The organism is Alteromonas sp. ABV2_168, assembly GCF_056161165.1.
In genome coordinates this window covers 533,403-559,115 of sequence record NZ_JBSWYQ010000002.1, presented here as the reverse complement: position 1 = coordinate 559,115, position 25,713 = coordinate 533,403, and the positions used below count along the sequence as shown (strand labels likewise).

Genomic DNA, 25,713 nt, shown 5'->3' with positions numbered 1-25,713 from the left:
TAAAAGGTAAAGTAGTAAATGTTCACAGTGGGCGTGTACCGGCCGCAGACGCTGCCGGAAAGCTTTAATGTCTGTATCGACAACATCGTGCAGTATTTGCCGGAGCTCGGTGCGTCTTACTTTTGTTCCGGTGATCCTGCGCAGTTATCCACTGCTGACGTTATCTGGGATCCCCGCGCAGGAGGTGGTCACGCACCGCCGAAATGGCTGACGCTGCTGGAAAAGCCGCTAATCATTACTCTGCACGGTGTGGGCCCGCTGGTATTTCCGGAACATTACAGTGAAGGTTTACGTCATCGCTTTGAAATCTATAAAAGTAACCGTCGTAAGAAAAAAGCGTGGAAAGCGGCGTCCGGTCGCTACAGCCGCATTGTTACCGTGTCAGAATTTTCTAAAAAGGTAATAAACGACACCCTGAATATTCCGTCAGATAAAATCGATGTTATTCTCAACGGTGTGGATTTATCGGTATTTACGCCGCCTGAGAACCCCGCTGAAAATACTGCGCCTTACTTTCTTCATGTGTCCAACGACGAGTCGCGCAAGAACGTCGACCATATTATTAAAGCGTACGAAAAAATTAAAGCAGACAACAAGTGGCCGCTAATTTTAAAGCTGGCCGGTGACCGAACCTGCGATGTACCCGGGGTTAAAATTATCAATAAGCGCCTGTCGGCAGAAGAGCTGGTTGCGCTGTATGCCGGTGCCGGCGCATTTGTATTCCCGTCTGTTTACGAAGGCTTCGGGATCCCGATTATTGAAGCGATGGCCATGCGCTGCCCGGTGATCACTTCATCAGGTACCGCCTGTGAAGAAGTTGCTGCCAGTTACGCAACGCTGGTCGATCCGGCGTCTGTTTCTGCTCTGTCGTCAGCAATGGAATCACTGATGCTCAATCCTGTTTCAGAGCAGGGGATTGAAGCTGCTGTTAAACATGCCGGCTCTTTCAGTTGGAAAGAGACTGCTGAACAATATTACCGCGTTTTTCTTCAATCCGCCGGTGAAGGGAAAGCGTCTAAATAATGAAAAGCATTGTTCTGCATTCACTGAAGTGGGTGGCTATCGGTAAAATCCTCGGACAGAGTGTGCGCTGGCTTACCACCATTTTCACCCTGCGTTTCCTGTTTCCGGAAGATTACGCCGTTATCGCTTTATCGTCGTTCTTTACATCACTGCTGTGGGCGTTCAGTAAAAACGGTATTGCTGCTGCGCTTATCCGGGAAAAAGACGTCGATGATGACATTCTCGGACAGTTCTATACGCTGACCATCATCGCCCATACCTCACTGTTTCTGTTACTTCAGCTACTGGCGCCGGTTCTTGCCGGTGTATACGACGATCCCAGGCTGGAAGATGTCATCCGCGTGTCATCCCTCACTTTCCTGATCTCCCTGATAGGCTTCATGTCGGGCACCATGCTCAACAAGGAAATGCGCTTCAAAAAGTTGTCTATGGTTGATGCAGCGTCAGAGTCTCTCGGCGCGCTTTCTACTGTATTTATGGCATGGTACGGGCTGGGTTACTGGTCAATCGTATTTGGTGTTCTGGCGATGGAAACGGTGCGGCAAACCGGTTATCTCATCCGTGCCGGTAAATGGGTACGGCCCGGCAAGCTTACTTCTAAAATCAAAGGGATCCTCGATTTCTCATGGAAAGCGGCCCTACAGGCTACCGTGGGTTACAGCATCTTTAATCTCGATATTGCCATTGCCGGTTTATATTTAAGCACTACCGATCTTGGTTTTTATCAGTTCGCCGCCGTGCTGGCGATGATGCCGGCGGTAAAAGTTTTACCGCTGCTCAGGCAGGTCGCGCTGCCGGTTTATTCTAAGATTCAGGATCAGGCTTCGCAGATTGAATATTATTTCCTGAAAAGTCAGCGCATGAGTGCCTTGCTATTCGTTCCCGTCTTTTGGGGCGTCGCGGCCACAGCCAATACTATGGTACCGGCATTCTTCGGCGAGAAGTGGGTGCCGGCTGCAATGATCATCACACTGTATTGTTTATCTATGCCAATGCGGAGCCTGGAACAGCTGTTCGGGCCGGTGCTGAAATCACTGAATAAAATGAATGTGATCATCGTCAACACCATCATCTTTGCCGCTATTCTGATCCCCGGCTTCTATATCGGTGCACAGTTTGGCAGCGGAGGCATGGCATTGTCGTGGCTGTTCTCATTCTTTATCAGCTTTATGATTGCATCTTACCGTTCATGCCGCTGCCTGAATATCCGCTTTAAGCGTTTTATCGGCGCGGTGTACAAGCCCCATCTGATCGGCTTGTGTATGCTTACCGCTACCTGGTGGCTGGGGCAGTACCTGATGCAATCCATGACTCCCTGGCTGGTATTTATTATTCAGGTCTTTACCGGTGGTGTGATTTATACCGGTCTGTCTTTACTGTGTGCCCGGAAAGAGAGCATGGAGCTCATTAACCTGGTCAGAAACAGGAACAGCAAATGAAAAATGTGGTCATTGCCGTTATTACCTGTCGCCGCCCGGAATGGTTGGGGCGGTTACTCGACGGCTTGCTTGCGCTTAAGTGCGATGAAGACATCAACCCCCGCATTCTGGTGGTGGATAACGATGCCAGTGAGAGCAGTAAGGAAGTTGTTATCTCCCGTCAGCAGGACGGAGCTATTCCGGTGTCTTACGACGTGGAAAAACAGCAGGGTATTGTATTTGCCCGCAACCGCTGCGTGGAACTGTTCCATCAGATGAACGGTGATTACCTGGTGTTCATTGATGACGATGAATGGCCGCAACAACCTGACTGGCTTAACCGGCTGGTCAGCGCGGCGGGTGAATTCAATGTGGATGTGGTGACCAGCCATGTTATTTCTGTGGGTGAGCCGGGCACACCGGAGTGGGCTGTCGATTTAATTTACGGCAAAAATCCCTACACACACGGACAGTTCATTGACGTGTTTTACACCAATAACCTGTTGTTGAGCCGGCGCATGACCGAAGCCCTGACGCCGTGTTTCGATGCCCGTTTTGCCATGACCGGTGCCAGTGACTATCACTTTGCCCTGCGGGCGAAGCAGGCGGGATATCAGTGCGTTTATATCGATGCACCGGTGGTGGAAGAATTTCCCGCTTCACGGGCATCCGTTAAATGGTTCTGCCGGCGGGGATTCCGTTCCGGGATCGGCTATACCCGTTCCCACGTATTTGAAGAATCATACAAAACTGCCTTACTCCGCTGTGTGGCATTAAGTGGTGTCAGAGTGCTTCGCGGACTGGCGAAACTCATTACCGGTGTTGTTACCAATAATAAAACAACCCGGGTGGACGGGCTGTTCCGCCTGTGCTCTGCCGCAGGCACTATTGCCGGTTTATTCGGTATACAGCATGAAGAATATAAAGTGATCCACGGCAAATAATTCGCTGTGCCGTGAACGCTGATTGCATCAATAAGGAAATACTGTGAGTACAAGTAAGCCGCACGTTGTTATTCCGTTAGCATCCAATGCCCGACATTTGCAGCAGGTTTACACCGGTATGGAAGCGCTGGCTGCAAAAGGACACATCAGGCTGGATTATCAGTTCGACTGTCAGCGTCATCACAAAAGCGGGCTGTCATTTACTGTGGATAACCGCTCAATGTTTGTCGATACAGCCGACTCGCCGGCTATCAGCCAGCAGGATTACGATAAGTGCGATGTCTACTTCAAGCGTACCCTGAAGCCTGAAGATGCGGCGGCAATGAACAAGCTGGAGCCATTCGGGCTTTATTTTGAAATCTATCCGTCAGTCCGCTCCGTGCTCACAACCCGCCGGTACATGGCCTATTCTGACAGCGGCGCATCCAATAAACTGAAAACGTTTATTAAGTCTGTGGATACGGCCAACAAAATGAGTTTTATGCCCCGTGCTGCTCAGTTTGATAATCCGTATCCGGCCGGCAATACCGTGATGTTTTATGTACGGTTGTGGGACCCGGATTTTGATAAAGAATTTCAAATCAGCGAAGCAGAGGCCGAAGACCGGCGCTTAATTAATTCCCTGCGTATTGCCTGTGTACGTCAGCTGAAAGAACGCTTTGGCGACAGAGCGCTGGTGGGGGTGATGGATGACGCGTATGCCCGCAAGGTTGCACCGGATCTGGTTATCGCTGCAAACGACACCTCTAAACAAAACTATCTGGAAAGAGTAAAACAGGCCGGCGTGTGCATTGCCTCTACCGGCTTACATGAGTCCCTGGGCGCAAAATTTGCGGAATATGTGGCACTGGGCAAACCCATTGTCAGCGAAGTGTTTAACTACAGCCTGCCCGGCGATATTCAGGATAAACAGAATTACCTGCAATACACCACTGCAGAAGAATGTACTGAGCAGGTAGCCAGCTTGCTGGAATCTCCTGAAGCCATGCAGAAAATGCGTGATGCGAACCTGAACTACTACCGCAATATGCTCACGCCGCAAGCCATAGCACAGCGTATTATCGATACTGCACAGCGCCGCTGAGGCGCTGCTGTATTTCACCATTCGTGTGCGTCAGAACGATTTAATTTCTATGTAGCCACCTTCCTGTGGCCGTAACTCTTCGATTTTTTCCATTGTCGTGACAATCGGAGGCAGTTCCCGGTTGCCGGTAATGGTCACTGCAGAACGGTCGTCGCCGTCACCGGTTTCATCCCGCTTCAGCAGACGGGTATCTTCCGTCACGTTATTGTTCTCAAGGGTGATCACCGGGTGGCCTTCTACCCAGTTTGCATCCGGAATTTCATCTGTCAGCAGTACCGTCTCATTCTCATCTTCAATGAAGGCAATAGAATTATTACGCAGCGTTACTGAGTGCAGCCCCTGAAAGGTTCTGACAATGGTGCGGCCAAAATCTTCATCTATTAAAAAGAGGTTGTTTTCGTACAGTGTATCGCCTCTTGAGCCGCTGTTACCGTCACCACCTGTACGGCTGCCCAGACCCGGCGGGCGCATAAGCATCGTGTTGCCCTTTACCTTAAATTGCTGGCCGGCGAAATCGTATTTCTGATCGTATCCGATAAGCTCCACCAGGTATTTCGCCTGAGGATCTTCACCGGATTCAATCCAGTTATTCTCAATCAGTGTGTTTTCAAAACGGGATTTCACACTGTTGCCACGGTTGTCGTGCAGAAAGCTGTCTTTCAACAGAAACTGGCTGCCCGGAAAGCTGTGCTGATCGCTGGCTACGTACACTGCATGTCCCCAGGAGCGGCCCGGCTTCTTACCGCCGCTTTCCGTGACTTCCACATTGATCATCGATAAATTGCCGGAATTACGGTCGGTGGACAGCACGCCGGTGCTGCAACGGCGGATAAGTACATTCTTCAGTACGGTATTCGTGGCTTCATTCCGGAAACACAGCCCGCCGTCCTGCAGGACCACGTTTTCTATAGTCCAGTTATGAGAATGGCGCACTGCCAGCGTCCAGTTGAAACGCTCTGTACCGCCCGCAAAGACCGGTCTGTCTCCGGCATTTTTTGTGTTACCGATAAGCCGGATAGGCAGCGCTTCTGTGCCGGAGATGTTTTTTATCTCAACCGGCTCATATTCGGCATCCGGATCCAGATAAATTGTATCGCCTGCGGCAAGTTGCGGGAGAAGGTCCTTCAACTGACGGTACTGACGGGAAGGGCCCACGTACCAGGTTTCAGGTTTTCTGGGCGTATTGGCGGTTTGTGTTACCCATACAATGCGGTAAATCCCACGGCGGCGCTCAGTGTCTGATTCTTTGAATTCCAGACGGTTTGTCCACATCGTATTGTATCTGTCCGGTGCCTGCAGACTGACCCGCAGCGTGTCGCCGTCTTTTACTTCAACGGGTTGATCTTTCACAGCCGGTGCACCGTTAACTGAAATCGCAATGCCTCTGGCTGTCAGTGTAAGCGGGTATTTGCCTACACCTTTCATGGTAAAGCATTCTTCCACCATTGCGCCGGGTGCCAGTTCCAGACGGGCCGGCAAATCAGCAGGATGACGTACACGCCACTGATAATCAGACACATCTTTTACCAGACATTCACCGTCAGCCGCGTTTGCCTGTGTGATGCCTGAAAACAATATGGAAAAAAGAAGTGCTGGTACTGCGTGTTGCCATCGGCGCATAGAAATCCCTGTAAAATGGTGTTGCAAGTAAAGCTATACGGGACATTACCCAAATTAGCTTAATCTCACAAGTTACCGGCAGATGACAAAGGCCGTATTTACCGCCTTTTACGGCATACTGCATAGCGCCGTGAATGCTTGAAATACAAAGGCTTCGTTGCTATGTTGCCTGTTCAGGGAATGCCGATGCCTGAAACAGGTGAACAGCTCTAAGCAGTCATCAGCGCTAACACTTACCGATGTGGTATCAGCTAAACAATGAACGTGTATTTCTATTTACCGGAAGATCAGAAACCTGCTCAGTTACCCGCGCAGACCGACTTCACATGGAAAGATTATTCGCTGGGCAAATATTGCTGGGGTCTGCAAACCTATAACCGTTTGCAACTGGCCGGCGTACCCTGTGAACTTACCCACACACTGCCGGAAGAAGGCGTGATTATTGCGCACCGGGCATTCCTGCCGGACTCCATAATTCCAACCCGTAAGCAGGTGCTGGTGTGTATACAGGCCGACTGGAGCCGTCATCCCTTCGCCCAGTTGCATATTTGTCAGAATATGGCGCAAACCAAAATGTCCGGTATACCGCGGCCGGAACGGTTCGCCACCGGTGAAACCTATTTCGTGCACCACTGGCCACAACCGAGTATGACGCCCAGAGATCCTGCCCGTGGCAATACCTTTGAGAACATTTACTACTTTGGCCTGGCCGAGAACCTGGCGCCGGAGCTGAAATCAGACGACTGGCTTCAGTTCATGGAAGAAAACGGCCTTAAATGGCACCTGGAATCGTCACCGGCAAACTGGCGGGACTACAGTCAGGTAGACGGTGTGTTATTCGCCAGAGACTTCACCGGTAAGAAACACATCAACAAACCCGCCAGCAAGTTGTTTAATGCCTGGATCACCGGTGCGATTCCAATTTGTACACCGGAATCTGCTTACGTCGATGAAATTGAAAATGATACCCAGGCCGTTGTAATAAACAATTACGACGATTTGAAAGCCAAGCTCGTTGCACTTAAAAACGACCCCGACCGCATCCGCAATATGCAGCAGCAAGGGGCGGTTAAAGCTAAGCAGTATTACCCCGAAGCCATTGTGCAGGAATGGGCAGCCATTCTGGAGAAGGTAAAACAATACAGGATGAGCCGCGGCCAGTACGCAGCATTCATCGCCAAACGCAGCTTCAGCTGGTTGCTGTGTAAGTGCGTGCGCTGGTTAAGATAACAGCAATAAATACAACAGCCGGCTTCTTAAACAACGAATATGCCCGATAACGGATAAATCAGTTGAAGCCGGTGCAATGCATCAGTATCATTAGCGCCCGATTGAGCAGACAACCACTGTCATTCAATCCCCCTTCTACGCACCCGTAGCTCAGCTGGATAGAGCGTTGCCCTCCGGAGGCAAAGGTCAGAGGTTCGAATCCTCTCGGGTGCGCCATTTGAATCAGGCTCTGTCGCCAATTTCTAATCGTATCGCTCTGTGAGTCACCATTCATTCCCCTGAAGCTTCTCTGTCAGCTAAACCATGCGGAAAAGAGTATTCAAAACCAGAAAATCAGCCCCCGGAGTCAGTAAATCCGGTATACTCCGGTTCGGTACTTAAAGGTGGAGTTTTGTAATGCGTGTATGTGGTGTAGAACTGGCGGGAAATGATGCAAACATTGCCCTGTTGAATCTTGAGAACGATATGTTCCGGCTTCCTGATTGCCGCACTCGTAAATTGAGCCTGCAAAAAGCTGCGACTGCCCATGAGCTTAAGTACTTTCAGAAATCCTTCGCTCAGTTGGTACAGGATTACAAAATCGAAATAATCGTTATCCGCCAGCGCCCGATGAAGGGGAAGTTTGCCGGTGGTGCCATTGGCTTCAAATTGGAGGCGGCGCTGGAATTACTGAGCGGCGTGCAGGTTATCATAATGCCGCCGACCGAAATTAAAGCGGCGTTAAAAGATAGCCAGATGTATGTAGAGTTCAGCGAGACTGGTTTAAAAGGTTTCCAGAAGTCAGCATTTGAAACTGCTCTGGCCTACATGAGTCAACACCTGTAATTTTCCCGCAAGGCCAGTTTGCTGAGTATCTCACCCTTGTCCCAAACCCGCCTTGCTGATATACCTGTTTCATTCAATTGCATCTTGCAAATAGCTGGCGAAGGAAACGCTGCTTGTCTGACAACATCACCTATTATTCGAAGCATGCTGAGCGTTTGACTGCGCAGTACAACAGTGTGTCTTTCGAACAGGTGCATGAGGACTGGCTGGAAGAAATACCGCAACAGGGTTTTGCGCTGGATATTGGTGCCGGTTCCGGTCGTGATGCACGCTATCTGGCGTCCAGAGGGTTAAGTGTTGTTGCAGTTGAGCCAGCCGGCGGCATACGCGAGCGGGCACAACACTATGCCGTAAATCAACCTGTTCACTGGCTTGATGACAGTCTGCCGGAACTCAAAAAAGTGTTTAACCTGTCTGCCCGGTTCGATCTTATCTTACTCAGCGCGGTCTGGATGCACATTGTGCCTTCTGAGCGGGAGCGCTGCCTGCGCAAAGTCAGTGGTCTGCTAAAAGCCAATGGCAAAATTGTTATCTCTCTTCGCCATGGTGGCGCAGTTGATGACGGGCGCACGATGTATCCGGTTTCCGCAGATGAACTGTCAGCGCTGGCAAAGCGGTTTGGATTAAGCTTCAGGCTGCTGAACAAAAAAGCAAAACCTGATGAACTTGGACGTAGCGACGTAACATGGGAAACCGTGGTACTCACGCTACCGGACGACGGCTCCGGTGCCTTTCCGTTACTTCGAAATATCATCGTAAACGACAGCAAGTCGTCGACATACAAAGTCGCCTTACTCAGAACCCTGCTCAGAATAGCGGAGGGTCATCCAGGAGCAGTTATCGACCGTACCGACGGGTATGTTGTATTACCGGCGGGACTGGTGGCGTTGTACTGGATCCGTTTATTTAAGCCTCTCCTCGATCATTTTAATCTCCCGCAGAACAGCGACCCGGCTAAAAAGCCCGGATTCCTGAAAGAAGATGGCTGGGAAAAACTGACTTCCTTTTCCGGCAATGATTTGTATGTCGGGGCGAACTTCTCAGACCCTCTGAGTGCCCGCGCTGTTCATCGCACCATAAAGGATGTGGCCACCGTTATCAGAGATATGCCGGTCAGATACATCACGCTTCCCGGTACAAAAGACGGTGTGTTTCATGTCACTCTTAGCCATCCCCGTGTTAAGGACAACCTGTCACTCGACGGGGCTTATTTTGCATCTGTGGGTAAATTCTATGTGCCTGAACGCATCTGGGATTCCCTTTCACGGTTCAGCGTTTGGATAGGGCCGTCGCTGGTGAATGAATGGGTAGCGCTGATGGAAAGCTACATGACCAGACAAAACCGCACGGTCTCTAAAGGGGATTTACTCCGTGCACTGAGCTGGGAAGACCCTGTCAGAACAACAGCCAGAGTCAGGGGCCGCGTGGACGAGTTGCTGACGCAGGAAGAAGTGAAATGCTGCTGGTCCAGCAAGGCTATCAGGATAAACAGCTACGCCGTTGATCACGCCATGCCATTTTCACGTTGGCCTAATAACGATCTTTGGAATCTTTTACCGGCAAAATCAAAGATAAATGCTGAAAAATCCGATAAGTTACCGACGAGTTTGCGGATGATGAATAGCCGGCATGTCATTACCGGATGGTGGGAGCAGGCTTGGCAGGATCAGGCTGATGAGTTTTTTATTCAGGCTAACCTGTCTCTTCCTAATTTAAGTGCCGCAAACCGTAGTTTTTCAGACGTATTCGAAGCCATGGTGATGCAGCGGGACAGAATTAAAGATTTCCAGCAACTAAAAGAATGGTAGTACGGCGCGGCTTTAACCCCTATAGTGAGCTTACTGAAGCCGCCCGAACCATTCGCCAACGAGGGAACAATGATCGCATTTAAACACCTGTTACTACTGACAACTCTGATGCTTACTACACTTACTCAGGCTGCTGAGAACGGTAACTTTGAAAAGCTGCCTCCGCTGAAGAATTTTCAGGTAAATACTGAGAATATGGTGAGTTCCGGACTGCCATCAAAGCCTCATTTTGATGTGTTCAAAGCACAGGGCGTTACCACCGTGATTGACCTGATCCCCGGTGACAGAAGTGAGGAACGGGAAATTGTTCTGGATACTGGCCTGGCGTACGAGAATGTGCAGGTGGTGTGGGATAACCCGACGCTGGAAAATTTTCAGGAGTACGTGGGTTATATGCAGCAGGCACAGAACCGGGAAGGAACAACGCTGACCCATTGTAAACTGAACTGGCGTGGTGCTGTGTTTACCTATTTGTACCGTGTCACCCAACTGGGCGAGCCTGAAGCTGAGGCGAAGGCAGACCTGGATGCCATCTGGCAACCTAACGAAACCTGGCAGGCTTTCATCGACACCGTTAAAGCGCATTATCAGGTAAGCTGAATGCCCTGCGCATTTCATCAAATGCGCCTTCCACTTCGCCCCTTTTTATTTAAGGCACTCTGAAACCGCCCCTAATCTGCCCGTAAGCCCGGTTTTCTTATCGGGGCCGCGCTGTAGTCTGAGTCTTCTACCTTACCGGACTACCTGAATGACACATCCCGCCCGTGCTTTTTTGCTCATGATTGTCACTGTCTTCTCTGCTGCTGCGCTGGCAAATAAGCCTGTTGATGAAGAAAACATGCCTCTTCAACTTGCTTCACAGTACTCAGATTCGATTGATATTCAAAATTACCTGGTAAGTGAAAAGCTGGATGGCGTCCGGGCCCGGTGGACGGGTACAGAACTGAAAACGCGAAACGGCAATAAAATACATGCGCCTGAGTGGTTTATTGCGAACTGGCCGGCACAGGCGCTGGACGGAGAGTTATGGACGAAGCGTAATGATTTTCAGCGTATTGCATCGGTGGTATTGCGTGATACGCCAGATGAACGGTGGCAGGAAGTCAGCATGATGGTGTTCGACCTGCCGGGTTCCGCAAAACCCTTTGCTGAGCGGGTAAAACTAATCAATAAGCTGGTGGCCAGTACAAACAATATTACGCTTAAAGCTGTGCCTCAGGAGCAGATGGCTACTGCTGCAACTTTGGAGCAAAGGCTGGATGAGGTCGTTAATGCTGGCGGTGAAGGGCTTATGCTGCATCACAGGCAGGCCCTGTATAAGGACGGTCGCAGTGAGTTGCTGCTGAAACTGAAACGTCACGAAGATGATGAAGCTGAAGTGATTGGCTATGTGCCGGGGAAAGGAAAATATGCAGGACTGACCGGCTCCCTCATCGTGCAAAGCCGGGATGGCCTGATTTTCAAAGTAGGCAGTGGCCTGAGCGATGCAGACCGCGCCAGTCCGCCACCGGTGGGCAGTTGGATCACGTACAAATTCTACGGCAGAACACAAAAAGGTCTGCCCAGATTTGCCAGTTTTATGCGGGTGAGGCCGGACAAGGATATGCCGTGAACTCACAGAGCAATATATCAGGCGGCACCGGTGATTAATGCGACTGAAGTCTTAATACTCATAATGATACCTTTCAGAAAAACCATTCTTTTGCATGCTTTGACACTACCTCATAACCATCCGGGAGCGATTGACATTTGTCATAGTGCACCTTTCTGAGTGGTTATAAGGTGATTGCACCACGGTTATCTGAACCTGAATAAGAAATGTAGTGGCTGCAAGCCGGCCGGAACATTCGAATCTTTTTAATTATAAGAGTGAAAAGGCAAACGCCACGAGTGAAGGAACTGAACAACATGAAACATCCTCAATTTAAGCTTCGTCCGCTGGCAACGTTGTTTGCTTTAATGCCACTGACGTACTCTGCGCTGGCGCAGGAAACCGCAGAAGCTGACGATCTGGCAATCGAAAATATTACTGTTACTGCGCAACGCAAAGCGCAAAGTATTCAGAGTACGCCGGTTTCAATGACGGCACTTACCGCCAGCGATGTTGAGCGCATGCAGATAGATAACGCGAAAGACCTTACTCAGGTAGCGCCAAACGTAAACATTCGCGGAGTAACAGGCGGCAGTGCAGGTATTGCTCCCTATATTCGCGGTGGTGGTGTTACCGATGGTGCGAATATTACAGCGGAAGCGGAAGTCGGTATTTATATTGACGATGTGTATCAACCCCGCTCTGCCGCTTCGTTTATTGAAATGCTGGACCTGGAAAGGGTGGAAGTGCTTCGCGGGCCGCAGGGAACGCTTTACGGCCGGAACAGTTCGGCGGGTGCACTAAAGTTTATTTCAAGAGCGCCGGACGAATTATTCCGCTTTAAAAATGAAGCCGGAATTGGCCGCTGGAATGAAAAATACGACAAACTGATGGTGAGTGGCTCGCTGAACGACAGTGGTACGTTACGTGGCGGATTCAGCGGCATGTACCGTGACCGTGATGGCGGCCGGCAATACGCAGAAACACTTCAGAAGGATGTGGGCGCTGAAGAATTCAAAGGTTTTCAGGGCGACTTATATTATGTCGGCGACGATTTTTCTGCACGTTTGAAGGGGTTTTATACCGATTTCGACGCAGATGGCATGTATGCCTCCGCCGTGGATATGGAAAGCATGGACAAGCCATACGATGAGTGGGAATACTCGTCGGGCAGTATTGATACCGTGTTGTCGCCAAATGCTTCATTCACCAGAGATAAGCAAGTTGGTACGAGTTTACATTTAGAAAAAGAGCTTAGCAGTCACCTGACTGTCAGTTCCGTTACTTCCTGGAACAACCTGAAGGATGACTGGGGCGTCGGCTTTTCCGGTGGTGTTGAATACCCCTGGTTCGGTGAAGGCTACATCGAACTGTTTGGTCGGGAATCGACCAGTGATCAGGATGCGTTTTCTCAGGAAATACAATTCCAGGGTGACGCTATGGATGGCTTTATCAGCTTCGTGAGCGGATTGTACTATTTCAACGAAAGCGGAACACAGCATGTCGAGTCTGTGATTTATCTGGCAGAGTCGTATACCGATTTTGATGTCAGTACCGACAGCTACGCTGCATTTGGTCAGGTGAATCTCAACGTCAGTGATGATGTAAGTGTTATTGTTGGCGGTCGTTATACAAAGGAAAACAAAACCCTCGACGCGTCACTTTCCGGTGAGGCGGTTGTCTCCGATGATGACTTCAGCAAGTTTACGCCAAAGCTGGGCGTGGAATATCAGGTGAATAAAGATCTTTTCCTGTTTGCCAGTTACACAGTAGGGTTTAAAGCCGGTGGCTACAACAGTCTGGCATCAACCGCTGAGGCTCTTGGAACAGCGTTTCAGATGCAGGAAGTAAGTGCATACGAAGTCGGCGTGAAGTCAGACTTGATGGACAACAGACTTCGTCTTAACGTATCTGCTTTCTTCAATGATTATACCAACCTTCAGCAACAGTCAGTAACGGCAGACGGCGCTTTCATTACCGAAAACTACGATGCTGAACATACAGGTATTGAAGCTGATATGCGGGTCCGGCTGACTTCAAACCTGAGCCTGTGGGCAAATGGCGTTTATCAGGACAGCGAATACACTGATACTGCCGCTACGGGCGGAGAATCTACCGGTGCTCTGCTTGGCAATCAGATGACGAACGTCTTTAAATTCCAGTATGCCACGGGTCTGGATTACACGGCTGATATTGGTCCGGGCACGTTTGCAATTGGCGCGAACGTAAACCGTAAAGCAGATTTCTTCTCAACCTCTGACAATGCTGAAATCGGCCATATTCCTGCGCTGACACTAGTCGATGCTTATGCATCTTATGCAGTGGATCGCTGGAAATTAACGCTGGCCGGCAAAAACCTCACCGATGAAAAATACTGGTACACAGGCTTTGGATTCGATGTCGTTCAGCCCCGGTTCATGGCTGACCCCATGATGTGGCGTTTGTCTCTGTCTTACGAGATGTAATCCGGCACATCTGCAGGTGAACTACTCTGGCGCGGCCGGTTGCACTGTTGAAGGGCAAACCGGCCTTTCTTGTCTCCGGCCGCGCTTCACTCATAAATATTAATGATATTACGATCTGCCATTCATCTATTTAAATCAGAGCGTTATCTGATAATTTGACTTTTCGCAAAAATATATTGTTAATATTTTGTAAAAGAGCACGTTTATTGCTACTTGCATTGTATCGTGAATAGTCGTTTGCCAATTATCTTTCCTGAACTGTGCGGAAGATGGGGAGCCATGTATTATGTTGCAATTATGTCATCCAACTGAATCGCCCGTGCGTCAGAATGACTGCCCGTTATTCAAATCGTTGTCGGCAGATGAGATGCTGGTACTGTCGCAAAATGCCAGGCTCAGATTAATGGACAGGCAACAATACCTCTGTTTGCAGCATTCCCCTTCAGACCGCGTATTCAATATGGCTTCAGGTTGCGCCATGGTTGAGCGGATTTCCAATGATGGCCGCCGCCAAGTCCTCGCTTTCGTGTTTGCCGGTGATTTCATCGGATTATCGAATTCAGAACATTACGAATATGGGATCAAGTGTCTTACTCCCAGTACTGCTTACGAATTTAAGCGTAAGAAGCTGTATGAGCTTTCAGAAGAAATTCCCACGCTAAAGCAAAACCTGAAAAGCCTGCGTTCAATGATTCTGCAACTGACGTTTGATCAGGTGTATTTGCTCGGTCAGCTCAATGCTTACGAACGGGTGGGCTATGCGATTTCCCATTTCCTGAAGCGTATTCCGGGTGCTACGCCTGAGCACATTGAGCTGCCTATGACGCGGGCTGATATCGGCGACTATCTTGGCCTGACGGTCGAGACGGTCAGCAGAACGCTGAGCCGGCTTAAAAAAGACGGGTTGATCACCACGCCTTCACCAACATCTATCCGCATCATGGATCCTGAAAGCCTCACCAGCCTTGTGAATATCGAGTGAGTAAAAAAACTTCGGAAGAATAGCTGTTCTTTAACTATTATCAATTCTTCATTAACCGGAACGCTATAGCATTAGTGTTTTGGTTATCTGTATTTACTGCAAATTATCCCGCGACGCTGCTTCCGGTTGCTATGCCAGTTTAAGTAACCAAATTCTCTGTTTTTCAATTCGTAACATTTGTAATATAGTTATATCTATATTTTATTCGGTGTTCATTCTGTCTGAGGAGATAATATGGAGCTTTCCAATAAAACAGCCCGGGAAATCTACGAAGAAGTCAGGGCTAATCCTGCACGTAAACGTTTCGGATTCGGCAAGAAAGCCATTCTGGTGAACATTGATTTGCAGAAAGCGTATACACGCACAGACTTATTCAAAACTGCTTACGAAACCGATCCTAACCAGCTGGAATATGTGAATACTCTGGCGCAAAAGTTCCGCAAACTGGGCTGGCCGGTTGTCTGGACTAACGTTGCTTACATGGAATCCGGTGAAGATGCCGGTATCTGGGGCACCCGCACAGATACGCCGGACAGCTTACAAAATATCAAGTTCGGCAGTGAGCGCTCGGAGTTGGACGACCGTTTGATCACCGACCCTGAAAAAGATGTGTTTTACTGCAAGAAAATGCCATCTCCGTTTTTTGAAACACAGTTGCAGAGTCTATGTGTGTGGCATCAGGTCGATACCGTAATCCTTACCGGCGGTTCTACGTCAGGTTGTATCCGTGCCGGTGCGGTAGACAGTCTTTCACGCGGATACCGTACCATCGTGCCGGAAGAGTGTGTGGCAGATAAGCACGAGAGTTTCCATTTTGCCAACCTTACCGATTTGTCACTGAAGTACGCCGATGTGCTGGCGGTTCAGGAAGTCTTTGACTGGCTGGATAATCAGGCGGAAGGCTAAGCTGATGAAGAACGATCCCGGATATTACGACTACTGGCCTTATCATGACCGGCCGAAAATTACCTGGCCCGACGGCGCTAAAGTGGCGTTCTGGGTTGCGCCGAATATCGAGTTCTATGAATTAGATCCGCCCGCGAACCCGTATCGCAAAGCCTGGCCCGGTCCGTATCCGTCTATCGGCGGGTATGGGATCCGTGACTATGGCAACCGGGTAGGTCACATGCGGCAAATGAAGCTGCTGGACAAATACGGGATCCGCGGCTCAATTTCTCTGTCGACTGCGCTGTGTGAACACCATCCGGAAATTATTGAATTATGTGCAGAGCGTGAGTGGGAGTTTTTCAGTCACGGTATCTACAACACCCGCTATACCTATGGCATGAGTGAAGAGCAGGAGCGTGAGATGATCACGGACTCTATCGAAACCATTTTCCGGCACACTCAGCAAAAGTGTGCAGGGTATCTGGCACCGGCGCTTTCCCACAGTGAGCAGACGATTGATTTATTTGCAGAGGCCGGTTCGGCGCTGTTTGGTGACGACGCCGGTTTCTACACCTGCGATCTGTTCCATGACGATCAGCCAACGCCCATTAAAACCCGCTCAGGTAAACGTTTTGCGTCCATTCCTTATTCATTGGAGATGAACGACACCATCGCTTATGTGGTGAACAAAGTGGAGCCCCGCCAGTACGGCAAGATGCTGAAAGCCAATTTTGACCGTTTGTATCAGGAAGGCGCGGAAAGCGGCACCATCATGTGTATACCCACTCACAATTATCAGGTCAGTTGTCCCCACCGCCTGAAAGCGTTTGAAGAAGCACTGGAATACATCACCGGGCACAGCGATGTATGGGTGACGACCGGGCGCGAAATTGCGTCGCACTTTTTGAATAACCACTATGACACCGTTTCAAACGATATCGCTGCGAAGCGGGGAGGCTTGCGATGAGTCTTGATGCTGAACACCTCAATTACCCTCTGCGTCGCCACGGCATGGACCACGATTTTTATGACTGGTCGATGCTGGAGAACCGTCCCCGTATCTTCTGGCCGGACGGTAAAAAACTGGCGGTATGGGTGAATGTTAACGTGCAGTTCTTCCCGCTTAATGAACAGAAAAACCCGGTGCCGGTACCCGGCGGTATGAAAATGCCTTATCCGGATCTGCGTCACTACAGTTTGCGGGATTACGGAAACCGTGTCGGCATTTTCCGTTTATTCAAAGCGTTGGATTCGGCAGGTGTTAAACCGACGGTGGCAATTAATGGTGCCATGGTTGAGCGTGCACCATACCTGATGGATTTCATTGCCGGGCGTGGTGATGAAGTGATTGCTCATGGCTGGAAAATGGATGATTTGCATCATGGCGGGCTATCAGAGAGCGCCGAAAATGCATTGATATCAGAAACACTCAGCGTACTGCGCAACCGCTTTGAACAGCCGGTTACCGGCTGGCTAAGCCCCGGCCGTTTGCAGTCTGCAAGTACACCGTCTTTGCTGGCGAAAAATGGTATCAGCTACATGTGCGACTGGGTGAACGATGATATGCCTTATGCATTTCGCACCAATGCCGGCGGGATAACGGCCATGCCTTTGTCCAGCGAACTGGATGACTTTTTCATTATGGGCAGCAATCTGCACAGCGAAGACAGTTACGAAACACAGTTAAAAGATGCCTGCGACTTACTGCTGAATGAAGCTGAAGAGCAGGGCGGCCGTTTACTGGCTATTAATCTGCATCCGTGGATGACCGGACAACCACACCGTATTGGTTGTCTTGAGAATGCGCTGCAATACATTGCAGATAAGCAGGGCGTATGGTTCGCAACGGCATCAGAGATCCAACAGGCATGGCAGTCTCAACAACCGTAATTGGGCACAACCGGTAAATTTAACGCGGGAAAAATATGGCGAAAACGCTTTTCGAAAAAATCTGGGACGATCATCTGGTCGCCTCTCTCCCGGATGGTACATTTCTGATTTATATCGACCGGGTGTTTCTGCATGAAAGAACCGGCTCCATTGCATTGCAAAGTCTGGCCGAAACCGGCAGACCGGTGCGCCATCCTCAGCAAGTGTTCTGCACCATGGATCACATTGTCGATACTTTCCCCGGCCGTGGTGATGACACGCTGATGCCATCGGGTAAGGATTTTATACAGGCCACCAGAAAAGAAGCCGCAGATGCGGGCATTACCTTGTTTGATATCGGCGATGACCGGCAAGGGATTGCTCACGTGATCAGCCCCGAAATGGGTATTGTTCAGCCGGGCATGACGCTGGTATGTCCGGACAGCCATACCTGTACGCAAGGTGCGATGGGGGCAGCAGCGTGGGGGATTGGGTCTTCGGAAGCTGAGCATGCCATGGCCACCCAGACTTTGCGTATCAGCAAACCCAAACTGATGCGGGTGAACTTTGACGGGGCAACCGGGGAAGGCGTGACTGCCAAAGACATGATCCTGCATCTGATTGGTCAGTATGGTGCCAATGGCGGCGCCGGTTATGCCATCGAATTTGCCGGCAGTGCCGTTGAAGCGCTGTCTGTAGAAGGTCGTTTAACCTTGTGTAACATGGCGGTAGAGTTTGCCGCCTTTACCGGGCTGGTGGCAGCCGACGATAAAACATTTACTTATCTGAAAGGCAGACCTTACGCCCCGGAAGGAGAAATGTGGGATGCGGCGCTGGCTTACTGGCAAACGCTGGTGACTGATGACAATGCGGTATTCGACAAAGAAATCACTATTCAGGCACCGGAGATTGAGCCTACGGTGACCTGGGGTACCAGTCCCCAGCATGCCTGCGGTATCTCTGAATTGATACCCGAAATGGACTGCTTTAGCAGTGACGATGCTAAAACCGCCGCTGCGCGGGCACTGGACTATCAGGGCTTATCCAGCGGAATGGCCGTTAAGGGCCTGAAAATTGATAATGCCTTTATCGGCTCCTGCACGAATGCGCGCATAGAAGATTTACGCAGTGCGGCAAGTATCCTGAAAGGAAGAAAAGTCGCGCAGGGCGTGAAGGCGATTTGCGTTCCGGGTTCGCAAAAAGTGAAAGCGGCGGCTGAATCGGAAGGGCTGGACAAAATCTTTACCGAGGCCGGGTTTCAGTGGCGTGAAAGTGGCTGCTCCATGTGTTTCTTTGCCGGCGGAGAGCACTTTGGCGCCGGAGAACGGGTGATCTCAACCAGTAACCGGAACTTTGAATCCCGTCAGGGTCCGAAAACCCGTACCCATCTTGCCAGTCCTGCAACGGTTGCTGCCAGCGCCATTACAGGTGCTATTTGCGATCCGCGCCAGTTAAGAGATTTTAGCTAATGGAACCATTTGTTACCCACACGGGCGTTGCCGCTCCGCTACTTCAAATCAATATTGATACCGATGCCATTATTCCCAGCCGCGAAATGCGCAGGGTATCTAAAAAGGGTTTAGGTGAAGGCTTGTTTGCGGCCTGGCGATATCAGATGCCGGACTCCCGAGAGCCGAATCCGGACTTTGTATTGAATAAGCCGGAGTACGGTAATACATCAGTAATACTGGCCGGTAATAACTTCGGTTGCGGCTCGTCCAGAGAGCATGCCGTGTGGGCGCTTGCTGAATATGGCATCAGGGCAATTATTGCCCCCGGGTTCGGCGCTATCTTTTATCAGAATTGTATCCGCAATGGCATTCTTCCGGTTGTACTGAAACAGGAATGTGTTCAGGCACTGGCTGATGAAGTGAGTACTCACCCTCAGGATTCGAAGGTTTCGGTGGATCTTGAGAAGCAGGCTGTGATCAGCAGTGCGGGAAGACTTTATCATTTTGACATTGAACCCGGTCACAAAGAAATGTTACTTAAAGGCCTGGACAGCATTGGTGTTACCTTGCAGCACGTTTCAGACATCGCCGCCTATGAGTCAAAAGATAAACAGCGCAGAGCATGGCTGTATACGGCAAGCTAAGCAGATTAAGCAATGGCAAAAAAGCCACTGGTTATCTCCACAACCCGCGGTGTGACGTTTAGTCAGCAGGCCGGACAAACCCTGCTGGATGCCAGCATCGCCTCGCAGTTTCCGGTTCCTCACAGTTGTCACTCAGCGAAGTGCAGGCAATGCATTGTGACAGTGGCTGAGGGCACTACACACAAATTCAGGGATGAGAATCTTACACCCGGCGAGCTGGCAAGTGGTTGTATACTTGCCTGCGCCCGCACGGCTACGTCTGATTTACTGATAGAGGCCGGAGAGCTTGTCCATAAGAACATCCCGCCGGTCGTGAATATTCCTGCTATGGTGTCTGTAATCAAACGGCTTTCTTCTGAGCTTATTCTCGTCACTTTACAGCTGCCCATGTCGGCCCGTTTTCATTATCTGGCAGGACAACATGTTGCTGTTACAAATAGTGACGGCATACGGCGGAATTACTCTATGTGTGATGCGTCTCCGCGAAACGGGCATATCCGTATTCTGATCCGTAAGCATGAAACCGGACTCATGAGCCGCTACTGGTTTGAATACGCCGCGCAAGGTGATCTGCTAACCCTTGAAGGTCCATCCGGTACATTCGGCGAAAACATCGCCCGCTATAACAGGCCGCTATTCATTGCAGAAAAAGAAGGGGGGGGCCCGCTTATTGCGCTTATAGCGTCAGTCCGTACTAATCATTTACCGCTGTTCTGGTTTGGTGTCGATAAAGCCGACGGTCGCAGTATCGCAGGGGAACTTGGTGTATTAGCTAAAACTAACGTGGAATGTATTTCGGATTGTAGCGAAGTAGCTTTGCAAGGACTCGAAAAGTCGCTGTTAAAAGAGGCTGGCGATTCTGTCGTTGATGCTGTGTATGTATGTGGCAGCGCAGGCTTTTTAAAGCAATTAAAGCCGCTGCTTAAGCGGGAGCCCTTAACAGGAATCCCTTTGTATAAAGAGGTCTTCATACCGTCAGGCCCCGGATAGCTGCAGGTATGGCCTGCTTCTATCAGACTGGCTTCATTTACATTCTGGTATGAGGTTATAAAAATATCATTTGCCTATTGGCATGAATTAAATTTAACAGAGAATCCGAGCATGGCGGCATTTCCTAATAAGCGACTCCATTCACGAATAGGTACGTTCCGGCAACTTGAAATTCTAATTGCGGTGGAACGTTTTGGAGGTATCGCTGCGGCAGCGAAAAACCTGCATTTAACGCAACCGAATATTTCTATGCAGATGAAAAAACTGTCTGAAGGCATCGGCATACCTATGTACGAAACTGTGGGAAAACGCCTGAAATTTACCTTTGCTGGAAAGATGGTACTTGAGTACGCCAAAGAGATTTTTGCCTGTACAGACAGACTGGAAGTGGCTTTAAACGAACTTGAGAATATCAAAAGCGGAGAATTGAGCATCGGCGTGGTTACTTCAGCGGAGTACTTTATCCCGCATTTGCTGGGCCCGTTTTGTCGCCGGTATCCGAACATCACTGTTGCCATTGAAATCGGTAATCGGGGGCGCATTCTCGACCGCCTTAATCGCAATCTTGATGATCTCTATATTTTTGGACAGCCGCCGGCACTGGAGAACATTGACAGTGTTCAACTCGGGGTCAATCATCTGGTTGTTATTGCGCCATCTTCCCATCCCCTGGCGTCCCGTCCTAGCTTGATCTGGGATGACATTGCAGCAGAGCAATTTATTTTGCGTGAAGAAGAAGCGGGCATCCGACAAATTATTGATACACAGCTAAATGAGCGTGGGCTGACTATAAACCGTCGTATGACAATCGCCAGCAACGAAGGTATCAAACACGCTGTATTGGCCCGAATGGGGCTGGCGATTGTGCCCGCGTTAAGCCTTGACGAGGGGCAAAGTAAGCAGCTGGTAAGGCTGCCTGTTCAGGGATTCCCATTGGTGGATCACTGGCACGTCGTGCACCGGACCGGAAAGGTGTTATCGCAGGTGGCAGAGCTCTGCAAGCAATACATTCTGAATGAAGGACTGGGCATGTACCGGGAGGCAACCCGCTATTGGGAAGCCAATAATCAGCCGAAACTGCCCACCCGATAACAGGGTTACTGTGGCATAAATGCGGCTTTGTAGTCCGTTAGAAAGTCTGCGGCAGAGCGGGGTGGCCGGCCGAGCAACTGTTCAATTGTACCGGTAATATGAGTGACACAGTTATGTGCCAGTGCATCCAGTTCTTCACATACTGCGTTAACCCGCCATTCATCATCAATAACGTTACTTAATATTGCTCTGTAAGTCTCAAGTGGCATATCTTTGTATGTTATCTGCCTTTCCGTTGTGCAGGACAATAAGGCCGCGATAGTATTAAACGACAGCAGCTCCGGCCCTGTAAGATCATAACTTTTATTTTCGTGACCGCTTTCAGTCAGTACCTTGGCGGCGACTTCAGCCACATCTCTGGCATCAGTGACAGCCACAACGCCATTACGAAGAGGAAACGATAGTGTATCTGCCGTGGTGACGCCTCTGGCACAGGTCAACAGCATCTGAGCAAAGAAAGTTGGTCTTATCATCACCCAGTTCAAACCTGATGACTTGATGTATTTTTCAGACTCAACATGCAGTGCAGGAATTGGCTTGTCAGATGCTTCCAGTGATTCCATCGAAGATTGTTTCACCAGCAACTTGACGCCGCACTCGACAGCCATGTCGGTGATTCGCTTTTCCAATGACAATTGTGTTTCGCTGTTACCTAAGAGTAAATAGACTTTTGAAACCCCTTTAAAGGCTTTGGCTAGTGCAGCCTGATCCACGATCTCACCTTCGACGATTTCTACCTGCTCTCCAAAGAGGTCCCGGGCTTTATCAGCCTGTCGAACCATTACTTTTACCGTGGCCTGCTTTTCCAGCAATGCCTGTACCACGGCCTTGCCGGTACGGCCAGTTGCGCCAAAGACCAGAATCATAATGTCACTCCTATCAATCGTAATCGCCGATGCAGATGCAGCCGGTTGGATTCTTAAATATCATAAAGAGATAACATTATACTAAATTGCGCCGTTTACCAACTTCTTCTCAATCTGACATTTGTCATATCGGGATAAAAAACCGGCCAATAGAATGAAATTATGGGCAAACACCACACATCGCCGGGGCGACAATGACATTAAAAATTGGGGTTACATTCTTATTTGTCATTCTGATGATCACGTCGGTCTGGTATGGGGTTGTTGCGGCAGAAGAGTGGCCCGGCGATGCCCAGCGAGAACTGGTAAAGTCTCGTCAAAAATCCTTTCCTGTGAACAGCTATGTTTATGATACAAAATGGTTTTCGCCTTTGGAAATTGTTGTCGGAAATAATAGCTGGCCGCTTCCTCGTGCATTAAAAGACAACGCGCAGCACCACGAAGCTATCGCGCTAGCCAAACAACACGACAGTTATGCATTGCTTGTCTGGCAGCATGGTGTTGTTACGCTGGAGTATTACGGCAGCGGTTTTTCGCGAAATACGCTGTTTGATACGGCGTCTATGCACAAATCTGTGGTGGCTTTGTTATTTGGTACCTTACTGGATGACGGCCTGCTGGACTCACTTGATGATCCGGCAGAAAAGTATCTCCCTGAATTGCAGGGCACAAAAGTTGGACGCGCACCAATACGCTCCATGCTTGAAATGACCAGCGGCATCAAAACGCCTTTGTTTGATAATCCGGTGGATAATCCATACACCTATGCTTATTTCGGCAACGACTTGCATACTGCCTTCGCCCGTTGGCCGGTGCCGTCAGCGCCGTATGAGGAATTTCAATACGCCAATGCTAACACTCAGTATCTGGGGTGGATTATTGAGGCTGTCACTGGTAAGCGCTATGCACAGTATCTGTCTGAGAAAATATGGCAACCGGCAGGTGCGTCCACAGCAAAAGTCTGGTTGGACAAACCTGATGGCAGCGCACGTATGGCATGTTGTTTACAGGCAACCGCTGAAGACTGGTTACGCACCGGCATCATTCTGGCGCAGGGTGGCCGCATCAATGGCAAGCAACTGGTTTCTGCAAAGTGGACCACGCAAATGATGGCGCCGGGCACTATATTTCCTAATTATGGCTGGCAGGTGTGGCGTGGTAGTCCGCACAATCCTGCCCGTATTTATGGCAAAGACATACCTGCGGTAATACCGGCCGCAGCGCCATTTGCCGCAGACGACACTATTTTTTTTGACGGTTCAGGGGGACAGAGAGTTTACGTCAGTCCTTCACAATCCATGGTTATCGTGCGTATTGGTCGTCCGTCAAAAACCTGGGATGACAGCGCGTTACCCAACATTCTGATGACAGCAAACAAAAACAATAATGGCTGATCCATTTTTCTTTTAACTTTTGAGGCAACAAAACAAATGAAAATAAACAGACGGGATTTGATGAAAGGTGCGCTGGCAGCGTCAGCCCTTTCAGTCGCAGGAAAAATACAGGCAAAAGAGGCTGAGAAAACACAAGTCGTCGTTATCGGCGGCGGGTTGTCGGGTCTGAATACCGCACTCCTGCTTAAGGATGCCGGTATTGATGCCATTGTCCTTGAAGGTTCGGACAGAGTGGGTGGCCGGGTATATACCGCTGATGATGTGGAAACACGACCAGAGTATGGTGCCAGCCAGATTGGCCGCTCTTATGCCAGGCTAATTGCGTTGTGTTCGCGTTTTAACCTCAAGCTGGTGCCTGAACATCGCCATCTGATGCCGATGTCGAATTACATTGAAAAAACGTGGATCAAATCAACAGAGTGGGAAAACTCGCCACTGAATAAAACCGTGGGTAAAGAGCGCAAGATCATTCCGCCCCTTTTAGGCTCTAAATTGCTGATTGAAGCCAATCCGCTGGAAAATCTGAACGACTGGCTTGATCCGAAAAATGCCGGCTACGACATTTCAATTGGTGAATTACTCAGACAACGCGGCGTATCGGAAGAAGCCATTAAGCTGGCTTCTGCAACCACAGACATGCAGAACGCATCCGCGCTGGGCATGCTTCAGGAGAAAAACCGCACATTGTTTGATGCATCCTTTGGCGGCCAGAAACTTGAAGTTATCGACCGGCCTTATGGTTTTGAGAACAAGAAAGGCGAGCACGACGGTCTGGCTCAAATTAACAACATTGAAGGCGGCGCATCACGTTTGCCTGAAGCGATGGCAAAAGCACTGGGCGACAATGTACGCATGAATAAAATTGTGCGTCAGGTCGACATGAATGAAAAAGGCGCGGAAGTAAGTTGTATGGACGGCAGCCGTTTTCAGTGTGACTACGTGGTTTCTGCTATTCCGTTCTCAACACTCCAGTACGTCAATATTTACCCTGAAGTGGCAGGCCGCCAGGAAGAGGGGATTTATACACTGAATTACGTCGACACCTGCCGTGCATTCGGCATCATTGAAGAGCCTTACTGGGAAGAAGATGGCATTGAACCTTCTTTCTTCAGTGACGAAACCGTGCAGATGTTCTGGGCACTGGAAAAACGCCCTGACGAAGATAAATCACGCTTCATGGTGGTGTTTACCGACAACGCAGCATCGCGGATGGATCAGATGTCGAAAGCGGATGCGCTGGCTCTTATCGAATCAGAAATAAACCGCATGCGCCCTTCTACCAAAGGAAAACTCAAGTTCCTCGATATTTATGGCTGGAAGAACGACCCGCTTATTCAGGGTTGCCGTCACATGTACACTCCAGGGCAGGTGAACCGCTTTGCGAAGGAAATGATTGAGCCGCATCACCGCATGCACTTCGCCGGCGAACATACCCGTCGTGTGGATTTTGGTATGGAGTCAGCCCTTGAATCCGGTGAACGCGTAGCGTTTGAAATTCTGTCCCGCGTATAAAGAGAGGTTGCAATGAA

General features: G+C 49.8%; 22 protein-coding genes and 1 tRNA gene. 21 read left to right on the top strand and 2 right to left on the bottom strand.

The genetic code is table 11. The annotated features are described in order from the left end of the window. Positions 1 to 18: 18 nt before the first annotated feature. Genes ACXAH4_RS05335 through ACXAH4_RS05320 form a run of 4 tightly spaced genes read left to right on the top strand, consistent with a single transcriptional unit; the run spans position 19 to position 4,469 of the window. On the top strand, positions 19 to 1,023 hold the full coding sequence (locus ACXAH4_RS05335) for a glycosyltransferase family 4 protein (RefSeq protein ID WP_474881057.1): 1,005 nt from the start codon (positions 19 to 21) through the stop codon (positions 1,021 to 1,023). Beyond that, positions 1,023 to 2,462: a lipopolysaccharide biosynthesis protein gene (locus tag ACXAH4_RS05330; RefSeq protein WP_474849451.1), complete on the top strand. Its 1,440-nt coding sequence runs from the start codon at positions 1,023 to 1,025 to the stop codon at positions 2,460 to 2,462. The genes ACXAH4_RS05335 and ACXAH4_RS05330 overlap by 1 nt, the downstream gene beginning before the upstream one ends. Continuing rightward, a complete protein-coding gene (locus ACXAH4_RS05325; protein ID WP_474881055.1) occupies positions 2,459 to 3,385 on the top strand; it encodes a glycosyltransferase family 2 protein in 927 nt (308 codons plus the stop codon). The genes ACXAH4_RS05330 and ACXAH4_RS05325 overlap by 4 nt, the downstream gene beginning before the upstream one ends. A gap of 43 nt (positions 3,386 to 3,428) precedes the next feature. Continuing rightward, on the top strand, positions 3,429 to 4,469 hold the full coding sequence (locus tag ACXAH4_RS05320) for a glycosyltransferase (protein ID WP_474881053.1): 1,041 nt from the start codon (positions 3,429 to 3,431) through the stop codon (positions 4,467 to 4,469). Positions 4,470 to 4,499: 30 nt separating this feature from the next. Here ACXAH4_RS05320 and ACXAH4_RS05315 read toward each other — a convergent pair whose 3' ends face one another. Beyond that, complete coding sequence (locus ACXAH4_RS05315) at positions 4,500 to 6,089, bottom strand: hypothetical protein (RefSeq protein ID WP_474881051.1); 1,590 nt, start codon at positions 6,087 to 6,089, stop codon at positions 4,500 to 4,502. Between the two features lie 258 nt (positions 6,090 to 6,347). On the opposite strand from ACXAH4_RS05315, the gene ACXAH4_RS05310 reads away from it, so the two are divergent. The 15 genes from ACXAH4_RS05310 to ACXAH4_RS05240 all read left to right on the top strand — a co-directional run bounded on the left by ACXAH4_RS05310 (position 6,348) and on the right by ACXAH4_RS05240 (position 21,924). Beyond that, positions 6,348 to 7,319, top strand: a complete 972-nt coding sequence (locus ACXAH4_RS05310) for a glycosyltransferase (protein ID WP_474881049.1) — start codon at positions 6,348 to 6,350, stop codon at positions 7,317 to 7,319. 139 nt (positions 7,320 to 7,458) lie between these two features. Further along, positions 7,459 to 7,535, top strand: a tRNA-Arg gene (locus ACXAH4_RS05305). A gap of 180 nt (positions 7,536 to 7,715) precedes the next feature. After that, positions 7,716 to 8,144, top strand: coding sequence for a DUF3010 family protein (locus ACXAH4_RS05300; RefSeq protein ID WP_119503238.1), 429 nt, complete (start codon positions 7,716 to 7,718; stop codon positions 8,142 to 8,144). Positions 8,145 to 8,257: 113 nt separating this feature from the next. Beyond that, complete coding sequence (locus ACXAH4_RS05295) at positions 8,258 to 9,952, top strand: class I SAM-dependent methyltransferase (protein WP_474881048.1); 1,695 nt, start codon at positions 8,258 to 8,260, stop codon at positions 9,950 to 9,952. Positions 9,953 to 10,021: 69 nt separating this feature from the next. Further along, entirely contained in the window at positions 10,022 to 10,552 is a 531-nt protein-coding gene (locus ACXAH4_RS05290) for a protein tyrosine phosphatase family protein (protein WP_474881047.1), read from the top strand. Positions 10,553 to 10,700: 148 nt separating this feature from the next. Continuing rightward, positions 10,701 to 11,564, top strand: coding sequence for a DNA ligase (locus ACXAH4_RS05285; RefSeq protein ID WP_474881045.1), 864 nt, complete (start codon positions 10,701 to 10,703; stop codon positions 11,562 to 11,564). A gap of 296 nt (positions 11,565 to 11,860) precedes the next feature. Next, the gene (locus tag ACXAH4_RS05280) at positions 11,861 to 14,008 is read left to right on the top strand and encodes a TonB-dependent receptor (RefSeq protein ID WP_474881043.1); all 2,148 of its coding nucleotides are present in this window, start codon (positions 11,861 to 11,863) and stop codon (positions 14,006 to 14,008) included. Positions 14,009 to 14,294: 286 nt separating this feature from the next. Next, complete coding sequence (locus ACXAH4_RS05275; RefSeq protein WP_474844103.1) at positions 14,295 to 14,990, top strand: Crp/Fnr family transcriptional regulator; 696 nt, start codon at positions 14,295 to 14,297, stop codon at positions 14,988 to 14,990. A 234-nt stretch (positions 14,991 to 15,224) separates the two neighbouring features. Beyond that, positions 15,225 to 15,896, top strand: a complete 672-nt coding sequence (locus ACXAH4_RS05270) for an isochorismatase family protein (RefSeq protein ID WP_349582390.1) — start codon at positions 15,225 to 15,227, stop codon at positions 15,894 to 15,896. A 4-nt stretch (positions 15,897 to 15,900) separates the two neighbouring features. Continuing rightward, positions 15,901 to 16,845, top strand: a complete 945-nt coding sequence (locus ACXAH4_RS05265) for a polysaccharide deacetylase family protein (protein ID WP_474844101.1) — start codon at positions 15,901 to 15,903, stop codon at positions 16,843 to 16,845. Continuing rightward, a complete protein-coding gene (locus ACXAH4_RS05260) occupies positions 16,842 to 17,768 on the top strand; it encodes a polysaccharide deacetylase family protein (protein ID WP_474844100.1) in 927 nt (308 codons plus the stop codon). Before ACXAH4_RS05265 ends, ACXAH4_RS05260 begins: the two co-directional genes overlap by 4 nt. 35 nt (positions 17,769 to 17,803) lie before the next feature. After that, positions 17,804 to 19,216, top strand: coding sequence for a 3-isopropylmalate dehydratase large subunit (gene leuC / locus ACXAH4_RS05255; protein WP_474844099.1), 1,413 nt, complete (start codon positions 17,804 to 17,806; stop codon positions 19,214 to 19,216). After that, entirely contained in the window at positions 19,216 to 19,842 is a 627-nt protein-coding gene (gene leuD / locus ACXAH4_RS05250; RefSeq protein ID WP_474824053.1) for a 3-isopropylmalate dehydratase small subunit, read from the top strand. The genes leuC and leuD overlap by 1 nt, the downstream gene beginning before the upstream one ends. 12 nt (positions 19,843 to 19,854) lie before the next feature. Beyond that, positions 19,855 to 20,832, top strand: coding sequence for an FAD-binding oxidoreductase (locus ACXAH4_RS05245; RefSeq protein ID WP_474849404.1), 978 nt, complete (start codon positions 19,855 to 19,857; stop codon positions 20,830 to 20,832). 111 nt (positions 20,833 to 20,943) lie between these two features. After that, entirely contained in the window at positions 20,944 to 21,924 is a 981-nt protein-coding gene (locus ACXAH4_RS05240; protein WP_474844096.1) for a LysR family transcriptional regulator, read from the top strand. Positions 21,925 to 21,929: 5 nt separating this feature from the next. On the opposite strand, the gene ACXAH4_RS05235 is transcribed toward ACXAH4_RS05240, so the two are convergent. After that, on the bottom strand, positions 21,930 to 22,790 hold the full coding sequence (locus ACXAH4_RS05235) for an NmrA family NAD(P)-binding protein (protein ID WP_474844095.1): 861 nt from the start codon (positions 22,788 to 22,790) through the stop codon (positions 21,930 to 21,932). A 194-nt stretch (positions 22,791 to 22,984) separates the two neighbouring features. Here ACXAH4_RS05235 and ACXAH4_RS05230 point away from each other — a divergent pair, with 194 nt between their 5' ends. Further along, positions 22,985 to 24,184: a serine hydrolase domain-containing protein gene (locus ACXAH4_RS05230; protein WP_474844094.1), complete on the top strand. Its 1,200-nt coding sequence runs from the start codon at positions 22,985 to 22,987 to the stop codon at positions 24,182 to 24,184. A 36-nt stretch (positions 24,185 to 24,220) separates the two neighbouring features. Then, on the top strand, positions 24,221 to 25,696 hold the full coding sequence (locus tag ACXAH4_RS05225; RefSeq protein WP_474844093.1) for a flavin monoamine oxidase family protein: 1,476 nt from the start codon (positions 24,221 to 24,223) through the stop codon (positions 25,694 to 25,696). Positions 25,697 to 25,713: the final 17 nt, after the last annotated feature.